Source organism: Flavobacterium flavipigmentatum (assembly GCF_020911905.1).
GTDB lineage: Bacteria > Bacteroidota > Bacteroidia > Flavobacteriales > Flavobacteriaceae > Flavobacterium > Flavobacterium flavipigmentatum.
In genome coordinates this window covers 4,035,820-4,057,981 of record NZ_CP087133.1, presented here as the reverse complement: position 1 = coordinate 4,057,981, position 22,162 = coordinate 4,035,820, and the positions used below count along the sequence as shown (strand labels likewise).

Here is a 22,162-nt window from a genome sequence, read left to right as displayed (position 1 = left end):
TCTAGTTTTTAATGTTAAACTTGTTAATTGCTTCAATTTTGTTGCTTACCTGTAATTTTCTGTAAATGTTGCCAATGTGTTTTTTAATGGTGTCAATGGTGACACTTTTTTTATCGGCAATTTCTTTGTAGAGAAGTCCTTGCGCCAGTAATTCCAGCACTTCTTTTTCGGTTACCGTAAGTAATGCTAAACTTTGTACTTGTACTTTTGATTCCTGAAAATGCTGTAAAATACGCTTGGCAATAGCAAAACTCATTGGGGCGCCACCTTTATGTGCTTCCAGAATTGCCTGAATGATTTTGTCCAAAGGATCTCCTTTTACAAGATAACCACTCGCGCCGGCACGCAAGGCAGAAAAGATTTTTTCGTCATTTTCAAAACTGGTACACATTACGAAAGTAGTGCTGGGCATTAACTCTGTTAGTTTAAAAACAATATCAATACCCGATAAATCCTGCAGTTGAATGTCCATTAAAACCACGTCTGGTTCGAGGGCTTCCAATTTTTGCAAAGCATTTTTACCATTAAAAAATTGAGCTACACATTCCATATTATTTTGAAAGTCGATGATATTCTTCAGCGCCTGACTGTAATTTTTATCATCCTCTACTATAGCAACTCTTATTTTCATGGTGTTATATTTTCATTACAAAGTTGAGTAATAAGCCCATTGAGCGCAATTACCCTTTTGGGTGATATTTGAAATTAACATAGAAAAGACAAATGTTAAATATTGAATAAACTTACAAAAAAAAAACAGGAGAAATGCAAAAAATAAATATCACCCAAACGGGTAATTGATTGATATGTAGTTCTGTAAATACATTTGGGAAATCAACTAAAAATATAGAAATCATGAAAACAACATTATTTATCCTTTATTTATTTTTTGGATTTATTGGTTATAGCCAGGTCGCAACCAAAGTCATAGAAGTCGATTTAGGGAAGCCACACAAAAAAAGTATTACGATTTATACAGATTCATTATCTACCGCTTTAGATAGCAGTAAATGGCTTTCTGTAAGATCTAGAGATGTAGTCGCTATTAAATTAATAAATTGGAATCCTTTAAAGCACACTTATAAAATTGACACGAAAGAGCTTTCTTTTTTTAATGACAAAAAAAAGCTAGATAGTATTATTGAAGGAATAAAAGTACTAGTAAATAATGAAATTCCAGAACTAGTTCTTCTGAATGATTCTATAAAAAGAATTATCAAAGAAAACGAAAATGTGATTAAAAGTATAGATAGTTTAAACTTTCAAGTAGAAAATTTTTATGAAATTTTAAAGCAAAAAAGCAAGCTTGTTGAAGATGATTACAATGTTAAAAGGAAAGAATTTTTAGATAATTCAAAAATACAATTAGGCAAGATTTATAGTTTATTAAATGATTTACAAAATATTGAAGATAATAGTTCTATTTACTCAGATACGCAAAAAAACTTACTTGAAACAAAAGAAAAATCTGAGAAAAGTATTGAATCAATTATACAAAAATTCTACACTATCAATTTAGATATTTATACTTTACCAATCGATATCCAAGGTAAAAACATCGATGTTTTAGAATTCACGCTACACCGATTTGATAAAGAAACGAAAGACGAAGATCTTAGTTTCGCACCAACACCTTACAATATATGGATCAAAGGAGGTTTAAAAATAGATGTTAGTGCCGGAATATTTTTCACATCACTTTATGATGATGAGTATGATAAAAGAGACGATCCGGCAACTTCAGGTAATAAAATCATCATGCTAAAAAATAGTGGAGACTATGATATGGCATTTGGTTCTACAATTAACACTTATGTCCGAATGAATTCGTGGGTGGTTCCAACCCTTAATTTTGGTGCAGTAATAACTCAAAATCAGAAGTTACAAGTACTTCTGGGGTTTGGGGCCATATTAGGAAAGCAGGAACGTATTATTTTTTCGGCAGGTATTTCTATGGGAAAAGTTGATAGAATTGCTGATGGATATCAAGTTGGTAGCTCTTACAACTTGGGTGACTCCGGAACTATACCTACACAAAGCCAATTCAAATTTGGGAAATTTTTCGGAATAACTTACAATTTATCTAAAGTTAAGAAAATAAGTTTGGATAAAGGAATTGAAGAAAATTAGGTACTGCAAACGACCTTACAATTAAAAATACTGCCAAGCAGTTCGTTGTAAATAAGTTTTAAAAACAACACGGACAATTTCGAATCATCAAAATCAATTTTTATGAAATACACTAAATACCTTTCGATATTTGTAGCTGCAATTGTATTTACAAGTTGCAAACCTCTAAAAACGGCTATAAATAATCAATTTCCTCCACTTTCTACAATTGATCAACAATATACATCTATTGAAAGAAACCTTTTAGAAATATCGGACTTTGAACCACACGTAGGAATAAATATTAATAAAGATATTATCCTAAAATATTTACCTACAGAAATTAAAAATGAAGCAGAATCAATCGATGATGAAAACATTATAATTCAAAATATTGAACCAAAAGTATCTTTGGACAGGCAAGGTATTCTTATTGGAGCTGATTTTTCAATTCTTATTCCCAAAAATGATGTAGAAATTAAAATTTTAAATGAAAATGCAAAAATTAAAATCCCCAAAGAAAGCATAGAAATCAAAGGATATTTAAACGGTTTGACTGCAGTTTCTACTAAATCAGATTCCTTATATTTAAGAAGCGCAGTAAATTCATTAAAAGTAAAGAGCATAAAGTTTACAAAAAAAACAAAATTACCAAAAGAAACTTTAGCAAAATTAATTTCTCCAATTCTTAAAAACTACATTGAAAATTTAAATGGGGCTTTTTTAAAAAAACCAACAGTAATCTATACTGGTTGGGGGGAGACTTACAAAGTGAGTCTCAAAAAAATCTTTAAAGACCCAAATACAGAAGTTATAGCTGACTCATTAAAAGCAACTCGATTTATTAAGAAATCTTGCATTCGTATAAAATCTGATGGCATTTCAGTAATGATTCAATTGATGAAAGATAAACCAACAATGGATACATTAACTACTCCGGCAATTACTGAGAAAACTAATTTAGAATTGACAAAGATATTTAATACATTCAATGAAAAGTATGATAGTACATGGATAAGCATTTTTGAACCGATTGATACAAAACATTTAGCTGTTACAAATATTAGCAAATCAGAAATTTCAAATATTTTAAATGAGACATTGTCTAAGCAAATAATTTTGAAACAAAATTTCATTATTCCTGACGCGACATTCAATGAAAAATTAGAGGTAAAAAAAGCATATATTGATTGTCAAAAAGTAAGAACTGATTTTAATTATCCTAATTTTAATGGAGACAGTTGTAATTGGGATTGTATGCGTAGGATAACAGTTGGTATCTGTCCAGTTTGCAGAAGAGTAAGAGTGGAAGACCCTGTATGTGCTGCAACAAGGCGAGCTTGTAGAATTAGAGTAGAAGCGGAAAGAGTCGCATGGCAAATTGCTCGTGAAACTGCTCGCATTGCGCATCAAGTAGAAAATGAAGCAAAAGTAGGTGCATGTAATATTTGGAGAGAAACTACTGGTCTTTTAGCTTTAGGGAGATTTAAAGGGGATGTGTCAGGAAGTGGAAAAGCAACTATTAATCTTAACTCTTTTAATTTTAACTCAGACCTTTCAGAAATCATGCTACAATATTCTGGTGGGGTTGACGCAAAATTAAAAGCTAATTTGGAATTAAAACCAATTGATTTAGGGAATATCTTTTTTTGCTTTACCAACTACGATAAAAAGATTTCCAGTACTATAAATATAGATATTCCAGAAGTTAACTCAAAAATATCGATCACTCCAAGACAAGAAGGAGAAGATTTATTTTTAAATATAGAAGTAGACAAAGTTCGATATAATGCATCAATAAATCCTAGTCCATTACATAGTTTGCTTTTAGACCCAGAATTCCAATTAAAATGTCCTATAAGTAATTTATTAAACTTGGCTACAATAGGTATTGGTGCGGGCAAATTTTTAGGTATGGTTAAATTAGCACCCGAGCACGAGCTATTACTACTCGGAAAAGTAAGTGGCAATTATGGTATTGATGCTATCGAAATACCATTTAAACCAATTACTTTCAAAATAAACGGAGAAGAAAAAAAATCTTTAATATTTTGGAAAAACAAATCATTACAATTTGCATATTTTAAACCTTGAAATTTAATAAAAATCTACGAAGAATTAGACCAATAAAAAACTCAAACCCCGCAAATACCAATTGGCGGGGTATTTTTTTGAAATAAAAAACTACTTTTATTCTCAACTTGTCAGCGTAATTTTTTAACATTAAAATAAGTTATCGCAGTATAATCGTATTTTTTAATTTATTATTTTACAAGTTCAATTAAAAGCCGGTAAAAAATGAATATCAACATATCCGTCAAGCAGTTAGGGAAAAAGCATCCTGTACTTCAGGAAAAAAGCATCAGTTTAGATACTTCCGATTCGGTTGTTTCTGTTCGTACTTTCTTAGAATTAATTGTAAAACATCAGGTCGAGCTATTTCATGCTTCTTCATTTGAATGGGAAGATGAAGATACGATTCATCTTCCAAAAGAAAATTACCTTCCCATTTTAACCGATACCGGAAAAGTAGGTTTTGGAGCAGTTTACAACCACAACAAAGTAGATATTGCCAAAGCACAGGAAAATGCCATTGTCGCTTTTGAAGATGGTTTATACGCTCTTTTTCAAGGAGATGACCAACTCGAATCTTTAAACCATGAAATCGATTTATCCCAAAACAAATCCATCACTTTTATCAGGCTGACTTTTTTGGCGGGAAGTTATTGGTAATCTAATTGTAAAATGCTTTTTGTAAAATGTGAAAAGCAAGAAGATTAGAGTCAGATAAATAATTATTCAATGATTAGTTTTGATTCTGTTGCATATCACATTTTAAAAGACAGACACCAGCATTTCACACACATCATTTCACATCTCACAAATAAAATAAAATTATGACGATAGAAGATCTTCTGAAAAACAAGGTAATTGAAAATCCAATTAAGAGATTTAAAAAGGAACTGGAAGAAATTGTAAACAGCAATTTGGTTTCGAAATTATTATTAAAAACAAAGCTTACAAAAGAAGTAGCTGAGTTTGGTCTGCAACTTTTAAAGCTAAAAGACAATTATTACAACACCTATATATCTTTGGGTTCTAAAGAATGCACCGAATTCGAAAAATGGGTAAAAGAAGATTTGTGGGAAGATAAAAAATACTACGATCTTTTGGTTTACTTTTTTGGTGAACAAAATGCTGTTTATGTAAAAGAGGCCTGGAACCGACTGCCTCAAAAAATGTATCAGAGCGGTTATACGCGACGTTCGTTCAGGGCGCCAAACAATAAAAAATACTTGCTTGTCAATCAGGTTAATTTTTTGCGTTCCCTGCTTACTGGTCCAAATATTTATAATTACCACGACAGCAATAGCGTGTATTATGATTTAAATATTGAGGAACAAATTCGCTTTGATACTGAAGTTTCAAGTTCTACGAATCAGTTCATGCTTTGGTCGGCGGCTATAGATTTGAATAAAGAAAATTTATTTCAGCTTTTTGAAGATATTATTTTCAACAAAGACCCAAGAGGAAAAGTTTCGCGCAACATTATCAAAGCACTTTTAAACAGCGAGAAAAAAGAAAGTTGGGAACTGGTAGAAAAACTTTTGTTGGCGGCTCAGCGTCAGGAAGGTTTACGTCAAACGGTTCTGGAAGCGCTGGACGAAACCAGTATCGGCGCTTTGCAATATATGATAAAGGTGATTATCGATAATAAATTGACCCGTTTTTCATCTGTCGTACGCAGCATTGATACTTGGACAGGTTTGGGCTGGGATTCTGAAAAAGAAACTACGGTTCGAAATATCATCAATCTGGCGTATGGATATTTCTCCAATCCGGAAACGATTCTAGCGGGAATTCAGAGTAAAAATAACAACGAAGTTTATATGGCGCTTTGGGTTCAAGGCGTTTTTGATGTCGAAAAAACCGTTCCGTATCTGCATCATTTGTTAGAGAAAGGTTCGATCGAAAAGAAATCGCTTGCCTTGAAATTTGCAGGAGAAACCAACGATCCTTATATCGAAATGCCGTTGTATTTTAAAGCGCTAGACGATGAAAATCTTCAGGTTTTGGCATTTGCGCTTCCAAGATTAAATGCCTTGCTTGAAGCCAATGCCAAATCGAGATATTATGCTGAAAATACAGATTATCCTAATTTCTTCAATAAAGTTTACAATCTCACACAGACAATAACCGAAAAAGAAAAGACTTTTGAAGGAAAGGTGTTTTCATGGTTAAATGCTAAGTTTGAAAAAGACGCATTATATTCGGCAGCTATAAATTTAATTGGCGATAACAGCGAAAGATTAGAAATTATTCTAAATCATTTTGAAGGTTTTGCCATCAGCCTAAGAGAAAAACTAACCCGACAAATTTTGGGTGATTATTATTGTTATTCTTTTTACAACTTTAAAAGCAATGGCGGAAAAGGTAAAAAAGAACCAAACGATTTTCAACGAAATTTTGCCCTTCGTATCTTAAAAGACAGGGGGGAATCTTTGGTAGCTTCGGCAATAAATACTTTGAATAATTTGAGTTTAACTGAAGAGGAACTGGACATTTTTCAGGAATTATACAAACGTAAAAACTCTAATTTAAAGAAAAACTTAACCGCAATTTTATTAAAACAAGAAGATCAAAAAATAACTTCTTTTGTAGAAAATACGTTAGAAAAAGGTGATTTAGAGCAGCGCATGTCCGTTTTAGATTTGATGTTGCAATTGCAAAAAAATGCTAAACTTACCGATAAAGTAAATGACTGGGTTGCGGTATATTCGGCTCGACCGAAAATCACCGAAAAAGAAACCAAATTTATCGAGCAGTTAGAGCCTTCAAAAAAGAAAAATATTTTAAGTACAGAAAACGGATTTGGTTTCTATACTCCAAATGAAGTTTCGCCTTATGCGCTGCCAAAACCGCAAGCAGATTCTTTATATGTAAAATCGATTAAAGAACATCAATACGGTTTCTCCAAATCGATGTCTCATATACAATCGGAGATTTCTAAATTGTATAAATTATACGAAGAAAACAAAAATTACGAATACGAAATCGAAAACTACGACAACAGTAAATCGACTGTTTTACTGGCCAATAGTTTTAGGCCTGTAAAAAATCTAAAAGACGACAAAGATTCTGAAATCGCAGCGACAAATTATCCTTTATATGAAGTTTGGTCGGGCTGGTTTGAGCATTCGGGATTAACTGAAAAAGATTTGTTTTTAATGACGCTGATAAGCAATTGCGACCGAAAAATTTGGCGTGATTTTCTGGAAAAACATGTTTTTTATTTTAAAGAATTACTGCCGCATCAAAACAAAAGAGGTTACGATTGGGACAATGCTATTTTGCAAATTTTAAATGCTTTACAGCTTAAATATTCCTTTAAAGAAAAAGTCGATTTTTTAATCGACGCATGCAGTACCTTATATGCAGATCTTCCAAAATCTGTTTTAGAATTTGAATACAAACCATCAAAAGACGAATATTATTATAATTCAGATAACGGAAACGGTTGGCAGAATCAAGGCTTTTTTGATATTTATCTGAATACAATCAGTTTCCATGATTTGTCAGAAGAACAAAATAATAAGATTTGGAACCTATACAGATGGCGACAATTAAACGGATTAGAAAGAAATATTCCTTACACTAAACCAACAATTTATTTGTATTGCGTGGCTTTTGAGCAAAATTTAATTACCGAAGGTGAATTGTACGAAGGTGTTTTAGAAAGTGAAAGAATCTCTGTTTTAACCAGCGAAACCAAACATTACAGACATTTTGGAAGTGAAGATTTAATCAAAAGATTTCCATTTTTGGTTCCGATGATAGCTAAAATCCGCGAAACCTTTTTGGATATTGAAGTCAAAAGAGGCGATTCGAATACATCGGTTACACATTTGGTTCAGAGTTTCCAGAAGATTTTCGGCATCAATCGTTTGGTAGAAATGCTGACGGCACTCGGAAAATCAAGCTTATACAAAGGCTATATTTATTCGTGGAGCTACACCGAATTAACGAAGCAGAAACTGTTTAGTTATTTATTAAAAAGATGTTATCCGCTGGATTCAGACACGCAGGAAATTTTTAACGAGGCCATTAAAAAAGCCAAAATCTCTGAAGAAAGATTAATTCAGGCTGCTATTTATGCACCGCAGTGGCAGAAGTTTATTAGCAATTATTTAAACTGGAAAGGTCTTGATGAAGGAATCTGGTGGTTTCATGCGCATACGAAAACAGCAAGTTACAGTGCCGAAAATTCGGAACTAGAAAGTGAAATGGCTAAGTTTTCATCTATCGATCTTCAGGATTTTAAAGATGGAGCGGTTGATAAAAACTGGTTCGTATCGGCTTACAAACAATTAGGCAAAGCCAAATGGGAAATGCTGTACGAATCGGCAAAATATGTAACCGATGGAAACGGACACCGACGTGCGCGCTTGTATGCAGACACGATTACGGGTGATTTAAAAATAAGGGAAGTAATAGCCAAAGTAAAAGACAAACGCGATCAGGATTATTTACGAGTTTACGGATTGGTTCCTTTAAGCAAAGCGAGTCCGGAAAAAGATATTTTGGCGCGCTATGAATATTTGCAACAGTTTAAAAAAGAAAGTAAAGAATTTGGTTCGATGAAACAGGCTAGTGAAGCTTTGGCAATTCGTGTGGCGTTAGAAAATTTAGCCAGAAATGCAGGTTATCCAGATCCCGTTCGTTTGACTTGGGCGATGGAAACGAAACAAATTCAGAATATTTTATCAAAAGAAACCGAAGTTGTTTTAGATGATATAAAAGTAAATCTGGTAATTAATAAAGAAGGAAAAGCAGATCTGGTTACTTTTAAAGCAGATAAAGAGTTAAAAGCGATTCCGCCGAAATATAAAAAAGACAAAGCAATCCTGGAATTGACGACTTACCGCAAAACGATGCGCGAACAATGGACACGTTCAAGAAAAGGATTGGAAGAAAGCATGATTCGCGGGGACGAATTTTTATATGCCGAAATGCAGCATCTTTTTGAGCACCCAATTATTTCGAAACATTTAGAAAAATTAGTTTTCATTACCAATGATGATAAAATTGGTTTTTATATTGACGGAAATCTGGTTTCGGCTTTAGGCGAAGTTAATTCACTAAATGAAAATCAGACTTTTAGAATTGCACATTGTTACGATCTGCATAAAAATAATGTCTGGACAGATTTTCAAAGCTATTGTTTCGATAACAAATTACAGCAGCCGTTTAAGCAGGTTTTCAGAGAATTATATGTTCCAACTCCAGACGAATTAAAAGAGAAATCAATTTCAAGACGTTATGCCGGACATCAGGTACAGCCCAACCAAACTTTGGCTCTATTAAAAACCAGAGGATGGAAAGTTGATTATGAGGAAGGACTGCAGAAAGTTTTCCATAAAGAAGGTTATCAGGTAAAAATGTATGCGCTAGCCGACTGGTTCTCGCCAGCAGATGTTGAAAGTCCGACTTTAGAAACGATTGAGTTTCATTCGCTAAAAGATTATAAAAACATTGCATTTGAAGACATAAACCCGAGAATTTTCTCAGAAGTAATGCGAGATATTGATTTGGTAGTAAGTGTTGCTCATGTTGGAGGCGTTGATCCAGAAGCGAGCCATTCTTCTATCGAAATGAGAGGTGTTTTATTGAGAGAAACATTGCGCTTGTTTAAAATCAAAAATGTCGAGATCAAAGAAAACCATGCCATTGTAAAGGGAAAAATGGGCGAGTATAGTATTCATTTAGGAAGTGCGGTAGTACATCAAATTCCAGGTAAATATTTATCGGTACTGCCAATTCACTCGCAGCACAGAGGCCGTTTGTTCCTTCCATTTGCAGATGATGACCCGAAATCGGCTGAGGTAATGTCTAAAGTTTTATTGTTTGCAAAAGATGATGAAATTCAGGATCCAACTATTTTAAGTCAGATTGATAAAACGTATGTTTAATAAATAGTTGATTTTAAAACGGAATTTTAAAATAGAAATAAAAAAGGCCTTCTCAGAAAGAAGGCCTTTTGGTGGTTATATACTATTTTGATTAATTATGATCGTAGATTTTGGCGTAAAGATCTTTGTAGATTTCTTTGATGATCTTACGTTTTAGTTTAAGAGTAGGAGTGAGCTGGCCACTGTCTATAGACCAAACATCTGGAGTGAGCTCAAAACGTTTTATTTTTTCCCAGTTTCCAAACTTCTCATTTATAGTTTCTACTTCGCTGTCAATGCGTTTTACTACTTCAGGATTTGCAGCAATTTCTGCGTTGGTACTTCCTAAAGCTATCTTATGAATCTTCGCCCATTCTTTTACAAACTCAAAATTAGGCTGAATAAAAGCTGCTGGCATTTTTTCGCCGTCACCAATTACCATAATTTGCTCAATAAAGCGAGATTGTTTCATTGCGTTTTCGATCAACTGAGGCGCAATATATTTTCCGCCAGAAGTCTTAAACATTTCTTTTTTACGGTCGGTAATTTTCAGGAAGCCTTCGCTGTCGATTTCGCCAATATCTCCCGTATGAAAATAACCTCCTTGCATGGCTTCGGCTGTTTTTTCGGTATCTTTATAATAGCCCATCATTACGTTAGGGCCTTTGCAAAGGATTTCGCCATCTTCGGCAATTTTTACTTCTACGTTGCGAATCACTTTTCCTACGGTTCCAATTTTAAAACCTTTGTTTCGAATATCATTTACAGCAATTACGGGAGAAGTTTCAGATAAACCGTAACCTTCCATTACCGGAATTTCGGCAGCAGCAAAAACTCTCGCCAAACGAGGCTGTAAAGCAGCACTTCCAGAAACCATCAAATCAAGATTGCCTCCCAAACCTTCTTTCCATTTACTGAAAATAAGTTTTCTCGCAATCTTCAACTGAAATTCATACCAGCCACCATTGGCGCCGTATGGCTCATATCGCAAACCTAAATCAATAGCCCAGAAAAATAGTTTTTTCTTAATACCTGTCAATTCAGAACCTTTTGCGTATATTCTATCGTAAACTTTTTCAAGAAGTCGTGGTACAGCGGTAATCACAGTTGGTCGAACTTCTTTTAAGTTATCACTGATTTTTTCAATAGATTCTCCAAAATAAACCGACACACCATAATATTGATAGAGGTACAAAATCATTCTTTCAAAAATATGACAGATAGGTAAGAAGCTTAACGCTGTGCTTTTGCCCGCATCAAACGGAATCCTTGGTGCACTGTCCAATACATTCGAAACAATATTTCGGTGCGAAAGCATCACACCTTTTGGTCTGCCCGTTGTTCCAGACGTATAAATGATAGTAGCCAAATCATCAGCGGTAATACTGTTTTTTCTCGCTTCTACTTCGCTTTGATTACTGGCGTCTTCGCCAAGAGTCAGTAATTCAGACCAGTGTTTACAGTCTTCGATTTTATTAAAAGAATATACTTCTTTCAGAGTCGGCACGTTGGCTTTAATCAAATTTACTTTGCGAAGCACTTCCTCATCCGAAACAAAGCAGTACATGCTGCCACTATGGTTTAATATGTATTCGTAATCTTCCTCAGAAATCGTTGGGTATATAGGTACATTTTGAGCACCAGTTTGTAGAATACCAATATCCATGATGTTCCATTCGGTACGATTGTTCGAAGTGATCAACGCTATTTTGTCGTCTTTCTGAACGCCCATGCGTAATAATGCTCTCGAAACAGCATTTGCTTTTGCAATATATTCTTGGCTGGAAGTCTTTTCCCAGACACCGTTTTGTTTGGTGGCTAAGGCAACTTCTGTATTATAGTTTTCTTGTTGATAGTAAGGAAAATCAAAAAGGCGTGTGATTGAAACCATTGTATGATATATTGAATTTTATCGCAAATTAAATAAAAATTAAGTATAATATTTAATTTTGTGAAATTAAATGCGGAATTTTTTGCCTACAATTAAAATCTAACGAAAACGTTTTCTTTTTTGTAGTAATTTTTCGAATAAATCCTTTCGATTATTTTGATTTCGGTTTTGGCAAATCATTATAATCAACATACTCTTTAACGCGTTCGCCCATGATAAACATTTTTCTCTTATTAAAATGTATAGAGAACTGCGTTGTAATCCAGTTTTCCTCATCCGAAGGCTTGTACCAAAAGGAGTACGAAGCGCTATTAAATCCTTCTTTAAAAATCGGAATCCCTTCTTCAGAGCATTCAATCCCCCAATTAATATTTTTTTTACTCAGATCTTCAGACTGATAAATACCGGTTCCATCAGGATTCAACTGTATGATAGGTTCCTTCTTTCCATCAATCGTAAAAAGCCCGTCAACAGGATAGCCAATAGTAGTAGTGATAAAGTGCTCATGATTTTTATACGTAATCGGAGTAATCTTGATCTGTGCATAAGACTGCGTAGCACCAAGGCAAAGTGCAATAAATAATAAAGGTAAAGTTTTCATCATAGTAGGTTTTGTTTAAGAGTTCTCGCAGATTCTAAAAACGGGTCTTTTTAGATATTGCTTGTATTTTGTTTCCAAAAGCAAATCTAAATAATTTGATTTAATATATAGACTGTAATAGGTAGGAAGATTTTATAATTTTTCTAAAAGTATAACTATCCACGTATCATGTATACCCGACAGTTTTTTCTATCTGTCGGGTTTTTCATTTGTACCTATATATAATGTATTTTTTTTCAGGAGCTATTTCCTGCTATTCGTTTCAATCTTTTGTACCGAACCCCGGCACAAAAGGATTTCCACTTCTATCAGGGCTAGGGGTTGTTGTTTTCATAGGAAGAGATGTAGTTAATACGATATAAGGAGAAAGCATGATGCTATTATTAAAGTCTTATACTATATATGGTATACAAACGAAAAGATATCGCCTTTGCATTGACGATTAAAACGTTTTAAAATGTTTAAATGTGTTCTTAAGGAGAAAAAAAGTATTTTTTAGGTGTGTTTGCGAAGTTGTGATAAAAGGGGTTATATGGTTGTCAAGTCAATAAAAATGGTTGTTTGGGGTTGCGGTGTATTGTGAAGTCTTGAAAAGTAAAAAGATAATTCTCACAAATGCTAAAAAGGCATAAAAGCTAAGTTTGCTGTTATCAGAAAGTTAAGAAAAAGTTTTACAAAAGGTTTAAAATATGTAACAAAAAGTCTTGTAAATGTAAATAAAGGGACTACTTTTGCACCCGCAACAGCGATAGACGTTCACTGAAATACTGACAAGTTGAGATAATCAAAAGAAAATTTATTTTCAAAAAAGATTGTAAAAAGCTTGTGAGATTTGAAAACAGATGTTACATTTGCACCCCGCAAAACACGGAAAGTTCATTGATAGATTGGTAAGGTTGAGAAGTGAAAAAGGAAATAAATTTTCTTAAAAAAAACTTCAAAAACATTTGCCAGTTAAAAATAATTTTCTACTTTTGCACCCGCTTTGAGAAACAACGATAAGCGTAAAAGAATAAATAAATACACGTTCGTAGACATATTGAATTGACAGCCGTTTTAACAGAGATGTTAGAGCAAAAGAATAAGAGTAATGGAATCGAGAGATTCGAGAATAACCACTAGAGAAAGCATCATTATAAATAGCTTAAGTAATTAAGCACACAATATACGATGAAGAGTTTGATCCTGGCTCAGGATGAACGCTAGCGGCAGGCTTAACACATGCAAGTCGAGGGGTATAGTTCTTCGGAACTAGAGACCGGCGCACGGGTGCGTAACGCGTATGCAATCTACCTTTTACAGAGGGATAGCCCAGAGAAATTTGGATTAATACCTCATAGTATTACGACTCGGCATCGAGATGTAATTAAAGTCACAACGGTAAAAGATGAGCATGCGTCCCATTAGCTAGTTGGTAAGGTAACGGCTTACCAAGGCTACGATGGGTAGGGGTCCTGAGAGGGAGATCCCCCACACTGGTACTGAGACACGGACCAGACTCCTACGGGAGGCAGCAGTGAGGAATATTGGACAATGGGCGCAAGCCTGATCCAGCCATGCCGCGTGCAGGATGACGGTCCTATGGATTGTAAACTGCTTTTATACGAGAAGAAACACTACTTCGTGAAGTAGCTTGACGGTATCGTAAGAATAAGGATCGGCTAACTCCGTGCCAGCAGCCGCGGTAATACGGAGGATCCAAGCGTTATCCGGAATCATTGGGTTTAAAGGGTCCGTAGGCGGTTTAGTAAGTCAGTGGTGAAAGCCCATCGCTCAACGGTGGAACGGCCATTGATACTGCTAAACTTGAATTATTAGGAAGTAACTAGAATATGTAGTGTAGCGGTGAAATGCTTAGAGATTACATGGAATACCAATTGCGAAGGCAGGTTACTACTAATGGATTGACGCTGATGGACGAAAGCGTGGGTAGCGAACAGGATTAGATACCCTGGTAGTCCACGCCGTAAACGATGGATACTAGCTGTTGGAAGCAATTTCAGTGGCTAAGCGAAAGTGATAAGTATCCCACCTGGGGAGTACGTTCGCAAGAATGAAACTCAAAGGAATTGACGGGGGCCCGCACAAGCGGTGGAGCATGTGGTTTAATTCGATGATACGCGAGGAACCTTACCAAGGCTTAAATGTAGTTTGACCGTTTTGGAAACAGAACTTTCGCAAGACAAATTACAAGGTGCTGCATGGTTGTCGTCAGCTCGTGCCGTGAGGTGTCAGGTTAAGTCCTATAACGAGCGCAACCCCTGTTGTTAGTTGCCAGCGAGTCATGTCGGGAACTCTAACAAGACTGCCAGTGCAAACTGTGAGGAAGGTGGGGATGACGTCAAATCATCACGGCCCTTACGCCTTGGGCTACACACGTGCTACAATGGCCGGTACAGAGAGCAGCCACTGGGCGACCAGGAGCGAATCTATAAAACCGGTCACAGTTCGGATCGGAGTCTGCAACTCGACTCCGTGAAGCTGGAATCGCTAGTAATCGGATATCAGCCATGATCCGGTGAATACGTTCCCGGGCCTTGTACACACCGCCCGTCAAGCCATGGAAGCTGGGGGTGCCTGAAGTCGGTGACCGCAAGGAGCTGCCTAGGGTAAAACTGGTAACTAGGGCTAAGTCGTAACAAGGTAGCCGTACCGGAAGGTGCGGCTGGAACACCTCCTTTCTAGAGCCTGAGTGTTAGCACTAGTGCACGCTTAGGAAAAAAGATGTGGATCTTTTGGATATGAATTTTAAAATTCGATTACTCTTGCTGTTAGTTCAAATAATAAATTTTAAGTAAAACAGAGTCTCGTAGCTCAGCTGGTTAGAGTACTACACTGATAATGTAGGGGTCGGCAGTTCGAGTCTGCCCGGGACTACTATTTAACTTAAAAAAAGGAAATTCTAGAAGTTGGAATTCACCAAAAGAAATTAGAGAAGAATTAGAAATCTAAAATCTGAATTCTACAATCTAAGATTGCAAAATGGGGGATTAGCTCAGCTGGCTAGAGCGCCTGCCTTGCACGCAGGAGGTCAACGGTTCGACTCCGTTATTCTCCACAAGAAGTACAAAGATAGTAGTACAAAGTATCAAGATTAGTCTTAATACTTAATACAAGAATCTTACATACTTATTAAAGTTCATTGACATATTGAGATAAGAAAATAATAAAAAGTAGAAAGCGTTTTTTATTATAAGTAGCAATACAAATAATAAAAGACAAAAAAAAACGGTCATAATTGATTTTATGATTGGTACAATAAGCAAAATAAGGGCGTATGGGGGATGCCTTGGCTCTCAGAGGCGATGAAGGGCGTGATAAGCTGCGAAAAGCTACGGGGATCGGCACACACGACTTGATCCGTAGATACCCGAATGGGGCAACCCACTATGTTGAAGACATAGTACACCGATAGGTGGGCAAACCCGCTGAACTGAAACATCTAAGTAGGCGGAGGAGAAGAAAACAAAAGTGATTCCGTAAGTAGTGGCGAGCGAACGCGGATTAGCCCAAACCAATGATGTTACGGCATTGTTGGGGTTGTAGGACCACGAGATTTTATGTACAAGGAACCGGAAGTTACTGGAAAGTGACACCATAGAGGGTGATAGTCCCGTATGGGTAACGAGTATAATAGATAGTGGTATCCTGAGTAGGGCGGGGCACGTGAAACCCTGTCTGAATTTGGCGGGACCATCCGCTAAGGCTAAATACTCCTGAGAGACCGATAGTGAACCAGTACCGTGAGGGAAAGGTGAAAAGAACCGTGAATAACGGAGTGAAATAGATCCTGAAACCATACGCTTACAAGCGGTCGGAGCCCTTTCGTGGGGTGACGGCGTGCCTTTTGCATAATGAGCCTACGAGTTAACGTTGCTGGCAAGGTTAAGTGGTTAAGCCACGGATCCGTAGCGAAAGCGAGTCTGAATAGGGCGCTTTAGTCAGTAGTGTTAGACGCGAAACCGTGTGATCTACCCATGGGCAGGATGAAGCTGTGGTAACACACAGTGGAGGTCCGAACCGGTTGACGTTGAAAAGTCTTCGGATGACCTGTGGGTAGGGGTGAAAGGCCAATCAAACTCGGAAATAGCTCGTACTCCCCGAAATGCATTTAGGTGCAGCGCTGAGCGTAAAATTATATAGAGGTAGAGCTACTGATTGGATGCGGGGGCTTCACCGCCTACCAATTCCTGACAAACTCCGAATGCTATATAATGTTTCTCAGCAGTGAGGGCTTGGGTGCTAAGGTCCAAGTCCGAGAGGGAAAGAACCCAGACCATCAGCTAAGGTCCCCAAATATATACTAAGTTGAAAGAACGAGGTTTGTCTGCCCAGACAGCTAGGATGTTGGCTTGGAAGCAGCCATTCATTTAAAGAGTGCGTAACAGCTCACTAGTCGAGCGGACGAGCATGGATAATAATCGGGCATAAGTATATTACCGAAGCTATGGATTTAGAGTTTACTCTAAGTGGTAGGGGAGCATTCTAACAGGGTTGAAGGTGTATCGTAAGGTATGCTGGACTGGTTAGAAAAGAAAATGTAGGCATAAGTAACGATAATGCGGGCGAGAAACCCGCACACCGAAAAACTAAGGTTTCCACAGCTATGCTAATCAGCTGTGGGTTAGTCTGGTCCTAAGGCGAACCCGAAAGGGACAGTCGATGGCTAACGGGTTAATATTCCCGTACTACTAATTACTGTGATGGGGTGACGGAGTGATGAAAGCGCCGCGAACTGACGGAATAGTTCGTTGAAGTACCTACCTATAAGATCTGCAGGCAAATCCACAGATTTTGGGGAAATACGATAGTACTCGGCGTCTTCGGACAAAGAGATAGTGCGCCTAAGGGCTTCCAAGAAAAACCTCTAAACTTCAGGTAATTAGTACCAGTACCGTAAACCGACACAGGTAGTTGAGGAGAGAATCCTAAGGTGCTCGAGAGATTCATGGCTAAGGAATTAGGCAAAATAGACCTGTAACTTCGGGAGAAAGGTCGCCAGCGCAAGCTGGCCGCAGTGAAGAGGTCCAGGCGACTGTTTATCAAAAACACAGGGCTCTGCAAAATCGTAAGATGAAGTATAGGGCCTGACACCTGCCCGGTGCTGGAAGGTTAAGAGGAGATGTTATCTTCGGAGAAGCATTGAATTGAAGCCCCAGTAAACGGCGGCCGTAACTATAACGGTCCTAAGGTAGCGAAATTCCTTGTCGGGTAAGTTCCGACCTGCACGAATGGTGTAACGATCTGGACACTGTCTCAGCCATGAGCTCGGTGAAATTGTAGTAACGGTGAAGATGCCGTTTACCCGCAGTGGGACGAAAAGACCCTGTGCACCTTTACTATAGCTTAGTATTGACCTTGGATAAATGATGTGTAGGATAGGTTGGAGACTGTGAAGTGGCGTCGCTAGGCGTTGTGGAGTCATTGTTGAAATACAACCCTTTGTTTATCTGAGGCCTAACCCCGCGATTGCGGGGGACATTGCTTGGTGGGTAGTTTGACTGGGGTGGTCGCCTCCAAAAGAGTAACGGAGGCTTCTAAAGGTTCCCTCAGTACGCTTGGTAACCGTGCGTAGAGTGCAATGGCATAAGGGAGCTTGACTGAGAGACATACAGGTCGATCAGGTACGAAAGTAGAGCATAGTGATCCGGTGGTTCCGCATGGAAGGGCCATCGCTCAAAGGATAAAAGGTACGCCGGGGATAACAGGCTGATCTCCCCCAAGAGCTCATATCGACGGGGGGGTTTGGCACCTCGATGTCGGCTCGTCACATCCTGGGGCTGGAGAAGGTCCCAAGGGTTGGGCTGTTCGCCCATTAAAGTGGCACGCGAGCTGGGTTCAGAACGTCGTGAGACAGTTCGGTCTCTATCTACTGTGGGCGCAAGAAATTTGAGTGGATCTGATTCTAGTACGAGAGGACCGAATTGGACAAACCTCTAGTGTATCTGTTGTTCCGCCAGGAGCATCGCAGAGTAGCTACGTTTGGAAGGGATAAGCGCTGAAAGCATATAAGCGCGAAACCCACCACAAGATGAGATTTCTTTTAAGGATCGTGGGAGATGACCACGTTGATAGGCTATAGATGTAAAGGCAGTAATGTCATAGTCGAGTAGTACTAATAATCCGTAAGCTTATGTACACCCTTTTCCCGAGCCGCAAGGCTCGGGGAGAAACTTTCTAAATCAATACTTTTTTCTTTATCTCAGTATGTTAAGATATTTGCTCGACGCAGAGCAGTCTTAAAGACGAAAGTCAAAATTCTTAAAGTGAAATACTTTAGACTTTATGACCTTAGACTTTAGACTAACAACCTTAAGGTGGTTATTGCGGCGGGGCTCACCTCTTCCCATCCCGAACAGAGTAGTTAAGCCCGCCTGCGCAGATGGTACTGCAGTTATGTGGGAGAGTATGTCGTCGCCTTTCTTTTTAAAACCCCTGTTTCAATCGAAACAGGGGTTTTTTGTTTATAAAAAAATCTCCAAATTTAATAAATAATGGATCAAGACGAAAACGGATCAAGACGAAAACCTGTGGAGTGATAAAAATTATGCATAAATAGTAGTGAGTCTAAAAAGGAAGTATTCTACATTTCTAACACCTATGAATTTTGATCTGAATGTTTTTATTTTAGCATTGAATGATTCTGCAGAAGCATTAGTACTTCTGTTGTCAAAATAGTTCAATATCGTTTGATAATGATTCATAATGGTACGAGAGATTGTACCGAAAGACTTAAACCCGGATTGATTTACTTTTTCATGCCATTTGCCCAATTTTGCAAAACCAATGATTTTGTCTTTTGTATTCTCGAAGATACCACGAAGCTCTTGAGTTAGATTGTATCCTTTTTGAATATCAGGATACAATTCAAATAATAATGCAGCCCGTTCTGTTTGATTTTGAGTCCATTTCGTTTTGGTTTTGTACAAGAAATAGCGACTTCTGGCTAGTAATTGTTTAAGGGTATCTCCATTTGAGAGTGTTTTAGATTCGAAATTTACTTTTAATTTTTTGGCTTTTTCAATAGTATCATTCTCTTGATCGATGACTTCCCAGCGATATTTAATCCTGATTTCCTGCAAGGCCTCTGTAGCCAGCTTTTGAACGTGGAATCGGTCTGTAACGCGAGTAGCATTAGCAAAACACTTTTTAGCTATCAATCCCATGTTTCCGGCCATATCCAGGGTGATTTCCTTGACTAGATTTCGTTGTTGAAGAGGGATTTTTTCAATAATTGAAATTACATTCTCTGCTTTTGTACCAGCAACCATGGCCACTATAGTACCTTTTCTGCCTTTACCTGATTTATTGGTGACTATCGTATAAAGCTCGCCATTAGAAAGAGAAGTTTCGTCTATAGATAAACGTTTTCCAATGTTCTTGGGGAAAAGAAGCCATTTTTTAGCATGGGGTAGTTGATCCCAAACTTTGAAATCACTTAGAAAATCTTTATATTGAGTTTGCAGGTTTCTACCAGAAACTCCGTAGAAAGACCCAATGGTATTACAATCATTTGGACTGGAATCTATTGATTTCTTTTAAAAAAGACGCAAACTCCTGGGTGACACGAGTTCCGTCTGCTACTAAATTCCAATCTCTAAAAACCACTTTTCCAGTATCTTCATTAAGCCATCTTCTGCGAGTAATATGAAGATACACCTGATGTCCTCGAATAGGAAAATCCTGAACTGTTATCTCTTCAAAGAATCCTTTTGAGCTCAATTTTGATTCTCTATACTCTTTAGGTATTGAATTAATCTCTTTTAAATACAGATGTAGTGTTTCCTCCTCCTTTTTATAAGAAGTAAGTTCAAAGTAGTCTACTATTATCTCAGGCAATAATAACTTAAGGATGTCGATAAAAGAATCTTGCATTAGAAAAGATTTTAAAATACAAATATCTAGATTTTAATATTTCCCCACAACAATATGTGTTGATCCTAAATAGTAGTGAGTCTAAAAAGGAAGTATTCTACATTTCTAACACCTATGAATTTTGATCTGAATGTTTTTATTTTAGCATTGAATGATTCTGCAGAAGCATTAGTACTTCTGTTGTCAAAATAGTTCAATATCGTTTGATAATGATTCATAATAGTACGAGAGATTGTACCGAAAGACTTAAATCCAGATTGATTTACTTTTTCATGCCATTTGGCCAATTTTGCAAAACCAATGATTTTGTCTTCTGTATTCTCAAAGATGTTACGGAGCTCTTGAGTTAGATTGTATCCTTTTTGAATATTAGGATACAATTAACAACTTAAGGATGTCGATAAAAGAATCTTGCATTAAGGTATAATTTTAAAATACAAATATCTAGATTTTAATATTTCCCCACAAAAATATGCTTTGATTCCTAAAAATGCGTTAAGGATGGAAGCGGCATCCTTTTGCGATCGATTCATACTCTATCATACCCAAAATATCCCTCGCAAAAGATATAGGGGACAGCCTGACCCAAAGGGAAACGCCATAAATAGTAAATACGAAAGGCTAGAATAATAACGATAAACTTTTCTTATTCCTCTTAGCGTATTATCAAAAAATAAATTACTATTTTGATACAAGCGATTCTCACGAATTAAAAAGTAAATTACATCTTTCTAAATAAAGTTTCTTCTGATTTTTTTTTTGAAAAAAAAAGGTTTGTATCGTCTGAAAATATTCTAATGAAGTATGGAAACTTGGTAAATTGTTTTGATCTTCAAAATAATGTTTGACTTTATGTTTGTTATAATGGATTGATCCTGTATTATCTAATTTCTTCAAAAGTTGTTCCCTGACTCATATCTCCAGAGGTAAATCCTTTTTTAAACCAATACATTCTCTGCTCTGATGTGCCATGAGTAAATGAATCAGGTACAATCTGTCCTTGCATTTTACTCTGAATTGCATCGTCACCAACGGCGTTAGCTGCACTTAAGGCTTCTTCGATGTCACCTGTGTCCAAATTTTCTTTGTTATAATGTGCCCAAACTCCCGCATAGAAGTCTGCTTGAAGCTCTAAGGCAACCGAAAGTTTATTGGCTTCTGCATCACTTTTTCCTTCTTGCGCCTGACGCATCTTTGTCGAGGTGCCCATTAAGGTTTGGATGTGGTGCCCAATTTCATGCGATATAACGTAGGCAATTGCGAAGTCGCCACCCTTAGCTCCAAATTTTGTTTTAAGCTCTTCAAAGAAGTCTAAATCCATATATACTTTTTGATCACCTGGGCAATAAAAAGGTCCCGACGCAGATGAAGCACCTCCACAAGCCGTTTGTACAGAGCCTCTAAAAAGTACTAATATTGGCTTTTTGTATGTCATGCCTTGCTCGGTAAATATTTTACTCCAGATGTCTTCGTTATCGGCAAGAACGACTTTTACGTAGTCTCCTAATTCCTGATCTTCTTTGCTCAATGGAGTTGCAGCTTCGGTTTGCGAGGATTGAGAGCCTTGCAATTGCTCCAAAATAGGGGTTATCATCTGAGCATTTTCACCACCAAAAACATTCACCAATAATATGATGATCCCAATAATTCCGCCTCCTACGATGGTTTTTCCTCCTGATGACATTCCTCTTCTGTCTTCGACATTGTCGCTTTGTCTTCTACCTAGCCATTTCATAG

Annotated in this window: 11 protein-coding genes, 2 tRNA genes and 3 rRNA genes; 9 read left to right on the top strand and 7 right to left on the bottom strand. The window is 37.0% G+C overall.

All coding sequences use genetic code 11. The features are described from left to right. Nucleotide 1: 1 nt before the first annotated feature. Nucleotides 2-631, bottom strand: a complete 630-nt coding sequence (locus LNP22_RS17090; RefSeq protein ID WP_229974533.1) for a response regulator — start codon at nt 629-631, stop codon at nt 2-4. 224 nt (nt 632-855) lie between these two features. Here LNP22_RS17090 and LNP22_RS17085 point away from each other — a divergent pair, with 224 nt between their 5' ends. The 4 genes from LNP22_RS17085 to LNP22_RS17070 all read left to right on the top strand — a co-directional run bounded on the left by LNP22_RS17085 (nt 856) and on the right by LNP22_RS17070 (nt 10,079). Then, nucleotides 856-2,130: a hypothetical protein gene (locus tag LNP22_RS17085; RefSeq protein ID WP_229974532.1), complete on the top strand. Its 1,275-nt coding sequence runs from the start codon at nt 856-858 to the stop codon at nt 2,128-2,130. A 102-nt stretch (nt 2,131-2,232) separates the two neighbouring features. Further along, nucleotides 2,233-4,203, top strand: coding sequence for a hypothetical protein (locus LNP22_RS17080; RefSeq protein ID WP_229974531.1), 1,971 nt, complete (start codon nt 2,233-2,235; stop codon nt 4,201-4,203). 204 nt (nt 4,204-4,407) lie between these two features. Beyond that, nucleotides 4,408-4,842, top strand: coding sequence for a hypothetical protein (locus LNP22_RS17075; RefSeq protein WP_229974530.1), 435 nt, complete (start codon nt 4,408-4,410; stop codon nt 4,840-4,842). Between the two features lie 164 nt (nt 4,843-5,006). After that, nucleotides 5,007-10,079 carry a DUF4132 domain-containing protein gene (locus tag LNP22_RS17070; protein WP_229974529.1) on the top strand — a complete coding sequence of 1,691 codons (5,073 nt, stop codon included), beginning with the start codon at nt 5,007-5,009 and terminating at the stop codon, nt 10,077-10,079. 91 nt (nt 10,080-10,170) lie between these two features. On the opposite strand, the gene LNP22_RS17065 is transcribed toward LNP22_RS17070, so the two are convergent. Both LNP22_RS17065 and LNP22_RS17060 read right to left on the bottom strand, forming a co-directional pair. Continuing rightward, nucleotides 10,171-11,949, bottom strand: coding sequence for an AMP-dependent synthetase/ligase (locus LNP22_RS17065; protein WP_229974528.1), 1,779 nt, complete (start codon nt 11,947-11,949; stop codon nt 10,171-10,173). Between the two features lie 151 nt (nt 11,950-12,100). Continuing rightward, entirely contained in the window at nt 12,101-12,553 is a 453-nt protein-coding gene (locus LNP22_RS17060) for a hypothetical protein (RefSeq protein WP_229974527.1), read from the bottom strand. Between the two features lie 1,164 nt (nt 12,554-13,717). On the opposite strand from LNP22_RS17060, the gene LNP22_RS17055 reads away from it, so the two are divergent. From LNP22_RS17055 to rrf, 5 genes are all read left to right on the top strand, one after another. Beyond that, nucleotides 13,718-15,231, top strand: a 16S ribosomal RNA gene (locus LNP22_RS17055). Nucleotides 15,232-15,353: 122 nt separating this feature from the next. Continuing rightward, a tRNA-Ile gene (locus LNP22_RS17050) sits at nt 15,354-15,427 on the top strand. Between the two features lie 107 nt (nt 15,428-15,534). Continuing rightward, nucleotides 15,535-15,608: transfer RNA gene (locus LNP22_RS17045), tRNA-Ala, on the top strand. A gap of 198 nt (nt 15,609-15,806) precedes the next feature. Then, a 23S ribosomal RNA gene (locus tag LNP22_RS17040) occupies nt 15,807-18,689 on the top strand. Between the two features lie 174 nt (nt 18,690-18,863). Continuing rightward, a 5S ribosomal RNA gene (gene rrf / locus LNP22_RS17035) occupies nt 18,864-18,973 on the top strand. The 16S, 23S and 5S rRNA genes sit together here with 2 tRNA genes alongside, the layout of an rRNA operon. Before the next feature lie 122 nt (nt 18,974-19,095). Here rrf and LNP22_RS17030 read toward each other — a convergent pair. From LNP22_RS17030 to ypfJ, 4 genes are all read right to left on the bottom strand, one after another. After that, entirely contained in the window at nt 19,096-20,049 is a 954-nt protein-coding gene (locus LNP22_RS17030) for an ISAon1 family transposase (RefSeq protein ID WP_229976399.1), read from the bottom strand. Between the two features lie 10 nt (nt 20,050-20,059). Continuing rightward, complete coding sequence (locus LNP22_RS17025; RefSeq protein WP_229974526.1) at nt 20,060-20,425, bottom strand: ISAon1 family transposase N-terminal region protein; 366 nt, start codon at nt 20,423-20,425, stop codon at nt 20,060-20,062. Between the two features lie 65 nt (nt 20,426-20,490). After that, the gene (locus LNP22_RS17020) at nt 20,491-20,805 is read right to left on the bottom strand and encodes a transposase (RefSeq protein ID WP_229974525.1); all 315 of its coding nucleotides are present in this window, start codon (nt 20,803-20,805) and stop codon (nt 20,491-20,493) included. A gap of 500 nt (nt 20,806-21,305) precedes the next feature. Beyond that, a complete protein-coding gene (gene ypfJ, locus LNP22_RS17015; protein WP_229974524.1) occupies nt 21,306-22,160 on the bottom strand; it encodes a KPN_02809 family neutral zinc metallopeptidase in 855 nt (284 codons plus the stop codon). Nucleotides 22,161-22,162: the final 2 nt, after the last annotated feature.